We start from the raw sequence: 14,283 nt of genomic DNA, 5'->3' as shown, positions 1-14,283 counted from the left end.
TTACACCTCCTCATCTTGCCTTGTGAGTAACACGAGGGAGATGTTATCTTCTCCCCCGCTTGCATTGGCTAATTCCACAAGTTTTCGTCCTTTTTCTTCAATTAAATCTGGATAGGTAATGATAGATGCCATTTCATACACTGACAGTTTATTGCTTAAACCGTCAGAGCAAATTAGTAAATACGATTCTGGCGCTAGCTCTACTTCATAAAAGTCTGGCTCAATAGTTTCCTCTGTTCCAACAGCTTTTAAAATGAAATTTTTCTTCGGATGCGTCAACGCTTCCTCTTCGCTAATTTCACCATTTTCAAGTAGAACATTAACGTAAGAATGATCTTTTGTTATTTGTTGTGCGCCATCATCAAAGAAATAATACACGCGACTATCGCCAACATGCGCAATGAAGCAATAATGTCCTTCAATTAACGCGGCAATAAACGTCGTACCCATTCCTTTACAGTCTTCGTGTGATAAAGAATAGTCGAATATATTTTTATTCAATTGCTTAACTGATTGTAGTAACCATTCTTTTTTTGATGTCATAGTTGCAAAATGATGTGTCTCTGCTTGTAAAAAAACGTTCTCCATTTGTTTCATTGCCATATCACTCGCCACATCGCCAGCATTATGTCCACCCATGCCATCCGCTACAAGTGCTAGTGCAAGTCCATCTGGTCGTTTAAAAAATGCAGCTCGATCTTCATTAATTGCTCGTTTTAAACCAATATCACTTTCGACTGTGTATTCCATCACTGGTCACCTCGTTTCTTCAGATCTCTCTTTCGCACGTAATTGTCCGCATGCCGCATCGATATCAGACCCTTGCTCTCTACGGATTGTTACGTTTATACCATTTTTCTTTAAAGTTTTTTCAAAAGCAAAAATTTTACTACGAGATGTACGGATATAATCACGTTCTGGTACGTAGTTTACAGGAATTAAGTTTACGTGGCATTTAATTCCTTTTATTAATGCAGAAAGTTCTTCTGCAACTTCAACAGAATCATTTTCACCTGACATTAAACCATACTCAAAACTTACACGTCTGCCCGTTTTTTTCGTATAGTAACGAACAGCTTCCATTAATTCATCTAATTTGTACGCACGTGCAATCGGCATAAGTTTTTGACGTGCCTCCTGGTTTGGTGCGTGCAATGATACAGCAAAGTTAATTTGAAGCTGTTCATCAGCAAATTGATAAATTTTAGGTACAATGCCAGATGTTGATACAGTAATGTGACGTGCCCCAATATTTAAACCTTTTTCATGATTAATGACTTTTAAGAAGCTCATCATGGCATCATAGTTATCGAAAGGCTCACCAATGCCCATAATAACGATATGTGACACACGTTCATTTACCTCATCTAAAGCTTGCTGTACTTTTACAACTTGCTCTACAATTTCACCTGCTAATAAATGGCGCTTCAAGCCACCTAAAGTTGATGCACAAAACGTACAACCAATTCGACAGCCTACCTGTGTAGTTACACATACTGAGTTGCCATATTCATGACGCATTAAAACTGTTTCAATAGAATATCCATCCTGTAGCTGGAATAAAAATTTAATCGTACCATCTTTTGATTCCTGTTTAATGATCGTTGACAATGTTGTTAACGCAAAGCTTGCCTCTAACTTGTCACGTAATGTTTTTGATAGGTTAGACATTTCTTCAAATGTTTTAACACGTTTATTGTATAACCAGTCAAAAATTTGTGCAGCTCGGAATGGTTTTTCCCCATTTTCTTTTAGCCATTCTTCTAATTGATGTGGTTGTAATGAATAAATTGATTCTTTTAAATTCGGTTTTTCTTTTTTCGCTCGTCGAACTGGCTTTTCTTCAGCTTCATCGACTAAGTCGTTAATGCGTTCATTAAATTGCTCTTGATCCACCATTAGTTGGATTCTCCTTTTTTACGAAAGGCTGCGACGAAGAAACCATCACTGCCGAAGTCTTGTGGGAAGACTTGAAGCATGCCATTTGCTTGCTTTTCCGCTAATTTTGTTGGTAAAGATTCTAGTTGTATAGCTTCCATTTCTGGATGCTCTCTTAAAAAGGCATCAACAGTGCCTTCGTTTTCTTGTTTATCGACTGTACATGTACTGTACACAAGCTTGCCTTCATTTTTTAGTACTTTAGTTGCTGCATCGAGTAGTGCCAACTGGATTTTTTGAAGGTTTTCTAAATCTTCTTCACGCTTCGTATATTTAATATCCGGCTTACGACGCATAACACCTAAACCACTACACGGAGCATCGACTAACACCGCGTCGAACGATTCTAGTTGTAAAAACTCTGGAGCCTTACGTCCATCAATCGGAGCTGTTTCTACAATATCAAGTCCTAGACGTTCTGTATTATGGTCGATTAAATCTAATTTATGTGGGTGCAAATCCGTTGCCAAAATGGAACCTTTATTGTCCATTTTTTCTGCCAAATGTGTCGTTTTACCACCTGGTGCTGCACACATATCTAAGACGCGCATTCCTGGAGAAGGATTCAAAACATTTGCAGGAATCATCGAGCTTTCATCCTGAATAGTGATAAGTCCTTCCTGAAATGCCTTTGTACGAGCAGGTTGGCCATTTGTCACATGTAGACATTCGGGCATTAAACCACTTAGCTGTGCAGTTAAACCTTCAGCTTGTAAGCTTTCAATCGCTTGTTCTGTAGTCGCCACCGTCGTATTGACACGAACCGTTTGCACGGGCGGTACGTTATTTTCATGAAGCATTGCTGTAGCTACTTCTACACCATAATTGTTTACAAAGCGTTCTACCAACCATTGTGGATGACTTGTTTCGATAGCAAGACGTTCTATAGGATTTTTTATATCTTCTAAAGATCGTACACCTTGACGCAATATAGAACGTAAAATACCATTGACCGTAGATGCAATTCCTTGGTGTCCACGGCGTTTTGCAATTTCTACCGCTTCGTTCACTGCTGCGTGAGGCGGAATACGCGTTAAATAATGCATTTGATAGAGCGACAAACGCAATAGCCAGCGCACCCAATGATCTAGTTTACCACGAACAAATGGCTCTAAATAATAGTCGAGGGTCATTTTATATTGAAGCGTACCATACGTAATTTCTGTTAAAAGCGCACGATCCTTTGATTCAATTTTATGGCGTTTAATCGTTTCGTGTAAAAGTAAATTACTATACGCTTGGTTTTTATCTACTGCTAATAGGATAGAAAGTGCGGCATCCCGTACATTGCCATCCCAAATTACTACGCTTTTTTTACTCATTTAAACTGGTCCCCGATCTGTAATTTTGAACCTGTACCTCGTAAATAATCCTCTGCCGTCATACGTTTTTTACCCGCTGGCTGAATGTCATATAATGCAAGTGCTGTGCCATTTCCAGCCGCAACCTCAAAATGGTCCTTTGCAATTGCTACGACTGTACCAGGCGTAGCATTATGTTTTGCTTGTCCTACTTGCGCCCACCAAATTTTAAAGTTTCCTTCTTCAAAAGTAGTATAAGCTACTGGCCAAGGATGAAGTCCTCGCACTTGATTGTATAAAGTCGTTGCATCCTTTGTCCAATCAATTCGTTCTTGTTCACGAGATATATTGCTCGCAAATGTCACTTGTGTTTCATCTTGTACAGTACGGCTATTTGTTCTATTTATAATAGAAGGAAGTGTTTCTTTTAATAGGTCACAGCCTACAACACTTAGTTTATCAAATAGGCGACCTGTATGGTCATCTTCTTCGATAGCTATTGCCTTTTGAGATATAATATCGCCTGCATCTAACTTTTCCGCCATATACATAATTGTTACACCCGTCTCTTTTTCACCATCAATAATTGCTTGGTGAATAGGAGCTCCTCCGCGGTATTTCGGTAAAAGTGATGCATGCACATTAATACAGCCTAGTGGTGGCGCATCGAGCAATTCTTTCGGTAAAATTTGTCCAAATGCAGCTGTAATGACGATATCTGGCTGTAATTCAAGTATTTGCTGTAATTCTTCAGAGCCACGTAGCTTTTCAGGTTGAATAACAGGCAAGCCTAATTCCAATGCCGCTGCCTTTACAGGTGGCGGTGTTAGCACTCGCTTACGCCCTACTGGTCGATCTGGTTGTGTAACAACTGCTTTAATATCATAGCCTTCTTTGTGTAGCATACGCAAAATTGGCGCTGAGAAATCAGGTGTTCCCATAAAAATAATCGACGTCATGTTATTCCTCCTCTTCTGCGTACATTTCTTCTAGCTCTTCTTCTGTAAGAATACGTTTAATTTTAGAATCAAATAATATACCATCTAAATGATCAATTTCATGTAAAATTGCTCGCGCTTCAAAGCCTCCCGCCTCAAGCTCATACACACGCCCTTCACGGTCACACGCTTCAATTTTTACATAGTCAGGACGTTCAACTTCTCCATAAAGACCAGGAAAACTTAAGCAACCTTCGATATCCACTTCTGCACCGTCTGTTTTTATAACAGTAGGATTAATCATTTCTAAAATATCTCTTTCCTCGCCAAGCTCGACAATTGCCACACGTAAACCTACATCTATTTGTGGTGCTGCAATACCAACACCATCATATTCCACCATCGTGTCATATAAATCATCTAGTAATGCTATAATATCTTCATTAATTTCTGTTACTTCAGCACATGGTGTTGATAAAATTTTTGCTGGATGTTCGATCACTTTTTTAATCGCCATTTCTCGTTCCTCATTTCTAATATTTAAGACTTCTCCGCCTTTATTTTTATCTCAGGCAAATAAACTGAACTTGTATCTTATAGCATCCCTATATAGTAGACGGGTCTAAATCTACCGTCATTAATATGCCCTGTTTTATCCATTCTGCTCGATACATTGCAAGTAATCGTTGCAATACAGGTATCAGATTTGGTTCAATTTTATATTTTATCAAACATTGATAGCGATATCTATTTTGGAGACGGCTAATACTTGCAACTGTTGGGCCTATAATAGACACTTGATTTGATAAATTTCCCCGAAGCCAATCCGCGGCTCGCCCGGCATACTCCGCTGCCATCATGACATCTTCATGAGATACTTGTATAAGCGCAACGAAATAGTAAGGTGGATAGCCTGAACGACGGCGTAAAAACATTTCTCGTTCATAAAATGGCTCGTAATCTTGTACTTTAGCTAATTCAATTGCATAATGCTCAGGAGTATAAGTTTGAATGACGACCTCACCTGGTTTATCATGTCGTCCTGCCCTACCACTTACCTGTGTGAGTAACTGGAAAGTCCGTTCCGCTGCACGGTAATCTGGTAGATGCAATGATGTATCGGCACTAAGCACACCAACAAGTGTAATATTAGGAAAATCAAGTCCCTTTGCAATCATTTGCGTACCGAGTAAAATATCGGCTTGCCCCTCACCAAATGCTTGCAAAATCTCTTCATGCGCCCCCTTGTGCTTTGTTGTGTCAACATCCATTCTTAGTACCCTAGCCTCTGGGAATAGCTTATAAATTTCTTCTTCCACTTTTTGCGTTCCTGTCCCAAAATACCGTATATGCTCACTTTGACATTGCGGACAAATTTGTGGTACATGTTCTTCATAACCGCAGTAATGACACTTCAGTTTTTCAGTTGTGCGGTGATAGGTTAGCGAAATATCGCAGTTCGGACATTGTACGACAGTACCACAATCACGACATAGCACAAATGACGAATACCCTCTTCGATTTAAAAATAGCACCATCTGTTCTTGTCGTTCGAGTCGAGTACGTATCCCTTCAATGAGCAGTTCAGAAAACATAGAGCGATTTCCTTTTTGCAGTTCCTCGCGCATATCTGCAACAAATACAGTTGGCATCGCCTGATGCAGTGCACGTTGTTTTAAAGTAAGTAGTGTATAGACACCTTTTTTTGCACGAGCAAACGACTCAAGGGCAGGTGTCGCACTACCTAAAATGACAGGACATTGGTAATATTGGCTACGCCAAATTGCCACATCTCTCGCATGATAGCGTGGGGAATCCTCCTGCTTGTAAGTAGATTCATGTTCCTCATCTAAAATAATGAGCCCTAAATTTGTAAAAGGTGCGAAAATTGCTGACCGCGCACCAACTACTACCCTTACTTTGCCTTGTTGAATTTTCCGCCATTCATCATACTTCTCACCTACAGATAACCCACTATGCATGACCGCAACCATTTCACCAAAGCGACTACGGAAACGTTCTGTCATTTGCGGTGTTAAGGAAATTTCAGGCACTAGCATAATCGCTTCCTTGCCCTCATGTAAAACCTTTTGAATCGCCTGTAAGTAGACTTCTGTTTTACCACTACCTGTTACACCTTGCAATAAAAAGGTTGAAGCGGAATGTGTATCAAGTGAGTGTGCAATGGCGTTTAATGCAACAGCCTGCTCGTCCGTTAATTGTAAAGATTGGGTGCGCGCAACTTCGTTTGTAAAAGGATCTCGATACACTTCTTCCTGTATAAAACGCGCAGCTCCTTTGTCAATGACCGCTTGTAATACTGCAGCAGATACATCTGTTTCATCATAAATTTGCTGAGGCGTAAAAATTTCTCCTAGATGCGTAGACATCCATTCAATTAAAGATCGTTGCTTCGCAGCTCTCGATGCCTCTAACATTGCATTTCTTAGCGCTTGTTCGTCTTCTGCTATTTTGACCATACGTACTTCTTTAACATTCCCTTGTTGCTTCACAACATTTTCTATCTTTACAATTTTATCTGCAATCAGTTGTTTTAATAACGGCAATAAACCTACACGTTCAAATTCCTTAAAGTTTGCCTTTTGACGTTTTCCAAAAATCTGCTGAACTTGTATTGGCAATGTATCTTGCTCAACTTGTAACTTAACAATCTTTTCATACTTTGCCCGAAGTGCTGAAGGTAGCATTACTTGCAAAGCATCAATTTCATAACAAATCGTTTCGTTTTTTAACCACTTTGCCATCAACAGCATTTCTTCTGTGAAAACGGGCTCTATATCTAAAATTTGTGCAATTGGCTTTATTTTGTTTTCAGGGACATCTGTGTCACTTTTTAAACCTACGACAAATCCTAGTACATTTCTTGGTCCAAAAGGTACTTTCACACGACAACCTTTTTCTATAACAGCTATCCATTCTGTAGGAACAGCATAGTCAAATGTGCGATCTACATGGTATGTCGAAACATCCACTATAATCTCAGCATATAAACTCATTGCGCTTCACCTTGTAATACATGCTGCCATAAAACTTTCGCAAACTGTGTCGCGTCCGAGACATCCAATACTTCACCATTTACTTTCGCAGTATGACTAAAATCAATCCACTCGTCAGATAAAACTTGTAACATCGGTTCACCATAAACTTTTTGTCCAAATGTCACTGCAGTCGTACCTTCGACAGACAGAATAGGCGCTCTTTCAATAGTTGGTATATGGGCCGCGTGAAGTAAAAATGCATGTGGATATTGTTTTTTTAAGCGCTCAACTTCCGCAATAAGATCATTGGCATTTGAAGCTTCTCCACCAATTAAAATCGCATGTGCTCCAAGTGCTCGTGCTTCATTCACTAACGCCTGTCCAATCCGACCATTCGCCTTTGTACTAATTACATGTTGATCATCCAAAGGGACATACCATGCACCCGCTGTCACAAGCACCTTTTTACCTGCTAATAGCTTTACCTTTGATGAAAAATAATCTTGCACAAGAGCTGTAATATTTTCTGGTTCCTCTAAACGACCTTTGCCAACATAGCCACACGCTAAAAAGCCTTCTGACGGTTCAATAAATTGATAGCCATCTGCCGCTAGCTGTGCCAAGTTGCGTTTTACTGCTGGATGATCATACATATGAACATTCATTGCTGGCGCAAGCCAGACGGGAGCAGTTGTGGCAAGTAAAGTCGTCGTGACCATATCATCAGCAATACCGTTTGCGAGTTTACCAATGACATTTGCAGTTGCAGGTGCAACTAATATTAAATCTGCCCAATCTGCTAAATCTATATGGGCAATCACATTTGAATCCTTTTCATCAAATGTATCGAAATAGACATCATTTTTTGACATGACTTGAAAGCTTAACGGATTGACAAACTGTCGCGCCGATGCTGTCATAATGACCTTTACGTTGGCACCTGCCTGAGATAGCTTACTCACTAGTGCTACAGCTTTATAAACAGCAATACCACCTGATACACAAAGTAAAATATTTTTGTTCATCTACAATGTCGTCCTTTCAAACGATAAGCTCCCAAAGGACAATTCCTCGGGAGCTCTCGGCATTCTTGTATAATCAAAAAATCACTGCAGATTTTAACATTAACTTGGCAAAAGCTTTGTTACATCAATGTTAGATTTCGTCTTCGTACACAGCTGACTCATCTTGAGATACTTTCGTAAGTACACCTGCTGCTACCTCTTCAAGTGCTTTCCCTACATATTTATAGGAAACATATTTGTGCAAGCGCTCAGTACCTTCAATCTCTTGCATTTGACGAGCACGTTTTGACGCTAAGCTTACTAAAGAATATTTTGAATCGATCTCTTTTTTTAAGGCATCTACTGATGGGTATAACATTGGTTTATTCTCCTCTCAACATTGACAAATATCTTTTTTCAACACGTTCTCTTCGACAATGCTCGGCTTTAATAATCGCATTTATACGATCACAGGCATTTGTCACTTCATCATTTTCAACTACATAATCATATAAGCTCATCATTTCAAGCTCTTCACTTGCAGTTGCGATGCGCTTCGCAATAACATCCGCTGTCTCTGTCCCACGCCCAACTAAACGATCTTTTAATTCCGTTAAACTTGGAGGGGCTAAGAAAATAAATAAGGCATCCGGTGCTTTTTTACGAATTTGCGCTGCTCCTTGTACTTCAATCTCCAAAAACACATCACGACCAGCATCAAGTGTTTCATTTACATACGTTAACGGAGTGCCGTAGTAATTCCCTACAAATTCAGCGTGTTCTAATAAGCCACCTTGTTCAATTAACGTTTCAAACTCTTCACGCGACTTAAAAAAATAGTCTACACCATCTACTTCACCTTCGCGAGGATTTCGTGTTGTCATTGAGATGGAATACTCATAATTCGTATTCGGTTGAGAAAATAATTCTTTTCGCACTGTCCCTTTTCCTACACCAGATGGGCCAGACAGAACAATTAATAATCCACGTTCTTTTATCATTTATTCTCTATATCTCCCTTAATTTATAACAGATGCAAGCATATTATTCGATATTTTGAACTTGCTCTCGCATCTTTTCTAAAATTGTTTTTGCCTGAACTACTGCAACGGCTGCTTCTGTCGATTGATTTTTTGAACCTATTGTATTAATTTCGCGATGAATCTCCTGCATTAAAAAGTCTAATTTACGTCCGATTGAAACTGTTTCTAGTAACGTTTCTTCCAGTTGGTTAAAATGACTATCTAAACGATCTAACTCTTCTGTTATGTCCACTCGTTCAGCAAATATCGCTACTTCTGCGAGCAAACGGTCTTCTAAGAGCGCTCCATCTGCTATTTCAGCAATTCGTTCTAATAATCGCGTACGATATTTTTCAACAGCAAGTGATGAATACGAGCGAATTTGATTCACTTGTTCCATTAACTGTTCCTTATATTGTACAACAACATCTTGCAATTCTTGCCCTTCACGCTCACGCATTTGGATCAACTGTCTAGTAGCTTCTGTCACCGCATGCTCAACTGCCCCCAATAAATCCTCTGGCGTTAGTTGCGGTTTTTTCTGTACTAACGCTTGCTCTAGCGCTAATAGCTCCTGCATTGTCCATTTTTCTTCTAGGGGTACTTTACTTGCTAATTGCTCTTTTGCCTTACGATACGCTTCAATTAATGACCAATTAATTTCAATAGATTGCTCGACGTTTTCTAAATCCTTCACATCTACCATCACATCAATTTTTCCACGTGATAAAGCTTGTGAAATCAATTTCTTAGCAAAAATTTCTGCTTCAAGCCATTCTTTTGGGAACTTTGCATGAATTTCTAAAAAACGATGGTTGACCGAGCGTATTTCTACGGTTAACTGAAAGTCTCTTGTTGTTGTGACACCTCTGCCAAAACCAGTCATACTACGCACCAAGGTTCGTCACACCTTTCTTTGCATACTGGGATTATTATAACATAAGCTCTGTCATTTATGACGTCTCTCCACAAAAAATTCGCTAGTGCAAAAATTAATTCTACCACATCTGAAGCTATATTTTAATATTCACCTAAAAAATGCTATGATAAACATACAAAAAATGCATCCATACATGAGATGGCTGTTTGAACACAATTTATAATAGGAAGAATCCCATCCTATATGTTCATATACACAGCCAAATATGGCGCAAAAATTACTATTATATACGAATACACAATGATGCAATATATCGTTGGAAAGAGGAATTAAAATGGCATTCGATGGCTTATTTACTTATTCAATGACAACAGACCTGCAACAATTAGTAACAGGTCGCATTACTAAAATACATCAACCTAATGCTCAAGAAGTTGTTTTACAAGTTCGCGCAAATGGTGGCAACCACAAATTATTGTTTTCTATCCACCCTTCCTATGCACGTGTACATCTTACTGAGCAAACAATAGAAAACCCCGCGGAACCTCCTATGTTTTGTATGTTATTACGTAAACATTTAGAAGGTGGTTTTATTTCATCTATTAAACAGCACGACCTAGATCGCATTATTATAGTAGAAATCCATAGTAAAAATGAAATTGGCGATCCAATTGTACGGGAATTACACGCAGAAATTATGGGTCGCCATAGTAACCTGCTATTAATTGATAAGGAACAAAATAAAATTATCGATAGTTTAAAACATTTATCACCATCGATGAATAGTTTCCGCACAATATTACCTGGACAGCCTTATATTGCACCACCTGCCCAAAATAAATGGCAACCCCTATCGGTCTCAGATGAGCAGTTAACAGCATTTTTTACTGAGCCGAAAACAGCAAAAGAAGTTGTTTCGCAATTTGTCGGCTTTTCTCCATTACATGCCGAGGAATTATTATTCCGCTTAACAACTGCAACTAATAAAGTAGTATGCTTCAGAGACTTTATGGCAGCCTTTCGTGATGGCGGCACAGAACCAATGTATGTATTTTCCAATAACAAAACCTATTTCTCTCCTATCGCTTTAACCCATTTACAAGGAGAAAAAACTGTTTATCCAAATGTACATGAACTGCTTGACCGCGTATTTTTTGCACGTGCTGAGCGAGATCGTGTGAAACAACAAGCTGGAGATTTAGAACGCTGGCTACAAAACGAAATCGATAAATTGTCATTAAAGATAAAAAAACTGACGAAAGACTATGAGCGTGCTTCCAAACTAGATCAATTCCAATTATTTGGGGAACTGCTTATGGCCAATATATACGCTTTCGAAAAAGGTGTGAAGGAAGTAACAGTAACTAACTATTATAGTGAGTCCGCTGAAGAAATTACGATTCCTGTAAGCGAACGAAAAACACCTATTGAAAATGCGCAAAGTTATTACACAAAATACACAAAGGCTAAAAATGCCCTTATTATGGTACAAGAGCAACTTGAAAAAACAAAAGAAGAAATTACTTATTTTGAGATGCTAGCTCAACAGGTTCAACAAGCAGCTCCAGGTGATATAGAAGAAATACGTGAAGAATTAGCGGAACAAGGCTATTTAAAACTACGTCACGCTAAGAAAAAGAAAAAACAACTAAAACCTGAACCAGAACATTATATATCATCTACAGGGACACCTATTTCTGTAGGCAAAAACAATAAACAAAATGATATGCTAACATTTAAAATTGCTAAACGTACTGATATATGGCTACATACAAAGGACATACCGGGTTCACATGTAGTCATTCATGCTACTGAGCCAGATGATACGACATTGCGAGAAGCTGCGATACTTGCCGCTTATTTCTCAAAAGCGCGCGACTCTTCCTCTGTTCCAGTAGATTATACAGAAATACGTCAAGTCAAAAAGCCAAATGGTTCTAAACCTGGATTTGTTATCTATTTCGAACAAAAAACATTGTTTATCGATCCAGATGAAACTGTCATTTTACAGTTAAAAAAACAGTCTTAAAGATAGGAATACGATGCTAATTGCATCGTATTTTTCTTTCACAAAGTTCTTTCTCCGCAATGTGTACTATATATAGATAAAAATCAATGCCTTTTGTGTTTTTTACAGGCTATGTTCCCTATTACGATATTTTAAGATTTCCACAATGATTATTCTGAACTGTTTCTACCTTCTGTTATTGACTTCTAGCCTCCACGATGTCTTAATTTAACTATAAAAATTTTTAAGCAATTCAGAAAGGGCGTATTCACTATGTCTGTTGGCAAAAAGTTAAGCTTCGGTTTTTTCTCGATCATCTTTACCTTATTCATTTCTTTGCTTATTTTGTTTATACAATTTTCTAAAATTGAAAGTAAAGTTGAAGATGCATTAGAAAATCGCGTCTCCTTAGTTGAATTATCGGATAATATTAAAATTGAATTAGCGATGCAAGGTCTTTTTATTCGCGCAATGTTTATAGAAGATACTCCATATAATAAGGAGAGTTTTGAAAAATATTCATTAATGCTTGATAAGCATGTTGAGGAAATTACAGAAAAAGCAGATTCACCCGAAATGATTGAATACGCTAAAGAGCTTAATACATATAACAATGCTTTTAACAAAGCAGCTGGTACTGTTTTAGCTTTACATGATAGAGGTAATATAGAAGAAGCTTTACAAAAAGTAAATGGTGAAGCCCAACAAGCTAACAGAAAATTATCAGAAGTCTCTGATAAAATTGTAGACTATCAAAAGAATCAATTAGAAATTATTACGAAGGAATCTAAACAGGCAGTAAAAAATTCTCAAATCATTTCGGTTATTGCGCTTACTATTGGTGTAACACTCGGCTTATTCCTTATGTTCTATGTACAACGTAAAATTACTCGCCCTTTAAAATCAGTAGTAGTTGCTGCTAACAATATTGCAAATGGTGAATTATATCATCAAGATATTGCAAATCAATCTAAAGATGAAATTGGCCAGCTAGCAGTAGCCTTTAACACGATGAAAAGTAACGTTCGTAGTTTAATGACACATATACAAGAAAACTCCGAACATTTAACAGGCGCAGCCGAAGAGTTAACTGCCTCTACTGAAGAAGTTTCTGCTACAACAGACGAGGTTACATCACGTATTAATGACACTGCTGCGTCAGCAGTAGCCGCAACAGTTGCTGCAAAGGAAAGTGCTGCGGCTATGGATGAAACTGCAACAGGGGTACAACGTATTGCAGAAGCAACACAACAGCTTCACCATAGTGCTATTGCTACATCTGAAACAGCCAACAGTGGTAACAGCATTATAGAAGAAGCACAGCAACAAATGAACGTCATCAATGATTCAACTCAACTGATTAACACGCTCGTTCAAAAACTTAGTAAACAATCAGTAGAAATTAGCAATATTACAGAAGTTATAACAACAATTACGGATCAAACAAATTTACTTGCACTTAATGCCGCTATCGAAGCCGCACGTGCTGGTGAACATGGTAAAGGCTTCGCTGTAGTAGCAGACGAGGTACGCAAGCTAGCGGAAGAATCAAAACAATCTGCCAATCAAATTGTTGCTTTAACAAAAGACATACAACAAGATACCAAAAATGTAGAAAAGGCAGTATTTGATGGCCTTCATTCTGTAACAGACGGTGTTAAAATGATAGGAAATGCAGGCATTGCTTTTGAATCTATCGTTACAGCAATTAATACAATGTCAGATCAAATTGAAGATATTTCTGCAACTTCTGAAGAAATATCTGCCAGTGCTGAGCAAGTAGCAGCTTCTGTTGCTGAAATTGCTTATGGTGCTTCAGCAAGTGCTGACAATACGAAAATTATCGCTGAGGCAATGAAAGAACAAGCCGCAACAATCCAACAAGTAAACTTAGTAGCGACAGATTTAAGTGAAAAGTCTTTAGATTTACAAAATCAGATACATCAATTTAAGTTATAAACCTCAAAAAATACTCTAGGTAAACGACACATTGCGTTTGCCTAGAGTATTTTTCTATGCAATACATTTATTAAAAATCGAATGAATTGACGAACTTCAGATAAATTTTTAATAAGAAATCATTTTTATACAAAATACATATCACCATGTAGATATATGCCGAAAAAGAGAAAAACAAACTTCGAATTTTTATCTAAACGTTAATAAATAACGCTTTTTCATATATTCAACCGC

At 38.2% G+C, this 14,283-nt stretch carries 12 protein-coding genes; 2 read left to right on the top strand and 10 right to left on the bottom strand.

The window, feature by feature from the left end:
- From ACIQXW_RS00620 to ACIQXW_RS00575, 10 genes are all read right to left on the bottom strand, one after another.
- Positions 1–750: a Stp1/IreP family PP2C-type Ser/Thr phosphatase gene (locus ACIQXW_RS00620; protein ID WP_340825900.1), complete on the bottom strand. Its 750-nt coding sequence runs from the start codon at positions 748–750 to the stop codon at positions 1–3.
- A gap of 6 nt (positions 751–756) precedes the next feature.
- Positions 757–1,899, bottom strand: coding sequence for a dual-specificity RNA methyltransferase RlmN (rlmN, locus tag ACIQXW_RS00615; RefSeq protein WP_340825901.1), 1,143 nt, complete (start codon positions 1,897–1,899; stop codon positions 757–759).
- Complete coding sequence (gene rsmB / locus ACIQXW_RS00610; protein ID WP_402759378.1) at positions 1,899–3,260, bottom strand: 16S rRNA (cytosine(967)-C(5))-methyltransferase RsmB; 1,362 nt, start codon at positions 3,258–3,260, stop codon at positions 1,899–1,901. Before rsmB ends, rlmN begins: the two co-directional genes overlap by 1 nt.
- The gene (gene fmt / locus ACIQXW_RS00605) at positions 3,257–4,198 is read right to left on the bottom strand and encodes a methionyl-tRNA formyltransferase (RefSeq protein WP_340825904.1); all 942 of its coding nucleotides are present in this window, start codon (positions 4,196–4,198) and stop codon (positions 3,257–3,259) included. Before fmt ends, rsmB begins: the two co-directional genes overlap by 4 nt.
- 1 nt (position 4,199) lies before the next feature.
- The gene (gene def / locus ACIQXW_RS00600; RefSeq protein ID WP_340825905.1) at positions 4,200–4,694 is read right to left on the bottom strand and encodes a peptide deformylase; all 495 of its coding nucleotides are present in this window, start codon (positions 4,692–4,694) and stop codon (positions 4,200–4,202) included.
- Positions 4,695–4,782: 88 nt separating this feature from the next.
- Positions 4,783–7,194, bottom strand: coding sequence for a primosomal protein N' (gene priA, locus ACIQXW_RS00595; protein ID WP_402759376.1), 2,412 nt, complete (start codon positions 7,192–7,194; stop codon positions 4,783–4,785).
- Positions 7,191–8,201 (bottom strand): bifunctional phosphopantothenoylcysteine decarboxylase/phosphopantothenate--cysteine ligase CoaBC, encoded by a 1,011-nt coding sequence (gene coaBC / locus ACIQXW_RS00590; RefSeq protein WP_402759374.1) that lies wholly within the window; start codon positions 8,199–8,201, stop codon positions 7,191–7,193. Before coaBC ends, priA begins: the two co-directional genes overlap by 4 nt.
- Before the next feature lie 130 nt (positions 8,202–8,331).
- On the bottom strand, positions 8,332–8,559 hold the full coding sequence (gene rpoZ, locus ACIQXW_RS00585) for a DNA-directed RNA polymerase subunit omega (protein WP_173477811.1): 228 nt from the start codon (positions 8,557–8,559) through the stop codon (positions 8,332–8,334).
- 4 nt (positions 8,560–8,563) lie between these two features.
- Positions 8,564–9,181, bottom strand: a complete 618-nt coding sequence (gene gmk, locus ACIQXW_RS00580) for a guanylate kinase (RefSeq protein WP_340825911.1) — start codon at positions 9,179–9,181, stop codon at positions 8,564–8,566.
- 43 nt (positions 9,182–9,224) lie between these two features.
- Positions 9,225–10,100 carry a YicC/YloC family endoribonuclease gene (locus tag ACIQXW_RS00575; protein WP_340825913.1) on the bottom strand — a complete coding sequence of 292 codons (876 nt, stop codon included), beginning with the start codon at positions 10,098–10,100 and terminating at the stop codon, positions 9,225–9,227.
- A gap of 316 nt (positions 10,101–10,416) precedes the next feature.
- Here ACIQXW_RS00575 and ACIQXW_RS00570 point away from each other — a divergent pair, with 316 nt between their 5' ends.
- Positions 10,417–12,111 carry an Rqc2 family fibronectin-binding protein gene (locus ACIQXW_RS00570; RefSeq protein ID WP_402759372.1) on the top strand — a complete coding sequence of 565 codons (1,695 nt, stop codon included), beginning with the start codon at positions 10,417–10,419 and terminating at the stop codon, positions 12,109–12,111.
- A 252-nt stretch (positions 12,112–12,363) separates the two neighbouring features.
- Positions 12,364–14,049, top strand: coding sequence for a methyl-accepting chemotaxis protein (locus tag ACIQXW_RS00565; protein ID WP_402759370.1), 1,686 nt, complete (start codon positions 12,364–12,366; stop codon positions 14,047–14,049).
- Positions 14,050–14,283: the final 234 nt, after the last annotated feature.

Origin of the sequence: Lysinibacillus sp. NPDC097162, from assembly GCF_044762185.1 — a bacterium.
Classification (GTDB): domain Bacteria; phylum Bacillota; class Bacilli; order Bacillales_A; family Planococcaceae; genus Lysinibacillus.
This window is presented reverse-complemented; position numbering and strand designations above follow the sequence as displayed.